Annotated in this window: 1 protein-coding gene; it reads left to right on the forward strand. The window is 61.4% G+C overall.

Going from position 1 to position 474, the window contains the following annotated elements; translation table 11 throughout:
• On the forward strand, positions 1–474 hold a 474-nt coding region (locus HUV26_RS16625; protein ID WP_174411269.1), incomplete at both ends, for a hemagglutinin repeat-containing protein.

The following is a 474-nucleotide window of genomic DNA, read 5'->3' on the forward strand; positions in this document are numbered from 1 at the left end:
GCAAATGCCTATGCCTCGCTCAGCGGCTCGGGCAGTGACTATGAATCTACCTATCATCGCAATGCCGCTGTGGTGGCGGAACAGGGCCTGACCACGAAGTCGGGCCGCGACACCACCGTTGCCGGGGCCACCGTGCAGGGCAACACTGTTACCATGCAGGTTGGCGGCGACCTGACCGTTGCCAGCAGGCAGGATGAAAGCGGGGGCGGTTCTTCGTCGTTTGGGGTATCCGCCGATGTGATGGTGGGGGCCGGTGCATCCGGCAGCGTTTCTGCAAACGTGGGCAAGGGGCAGAGCTCTTCCGCGTGGGTGCATGAGCAGACATCTATTATCGGCAAGGAGAAGGTGGATATCCGCGTGGAGGATAACACCCACGTGGAGGGCGCGGTTATCGCTGCCATGAACGGCGACCTGACGCTGGACACCAACACCCTGACCTATGCCGACATTCACGATCACGACACGGCCAGCAAT

Source organism: Desulfovibrio psychrotolerans (assembly GCF_013340305.1).
In the GTDB taxonomy this organism is placed as follows: domain Bacteria; phylum Desulfobacterota; class Desulfovibrionia; order Desulfovibrionales; family Desulfovibrionaceae; genus Halodesulfovibrio; species Halodesulfovibrio psychrotolerans.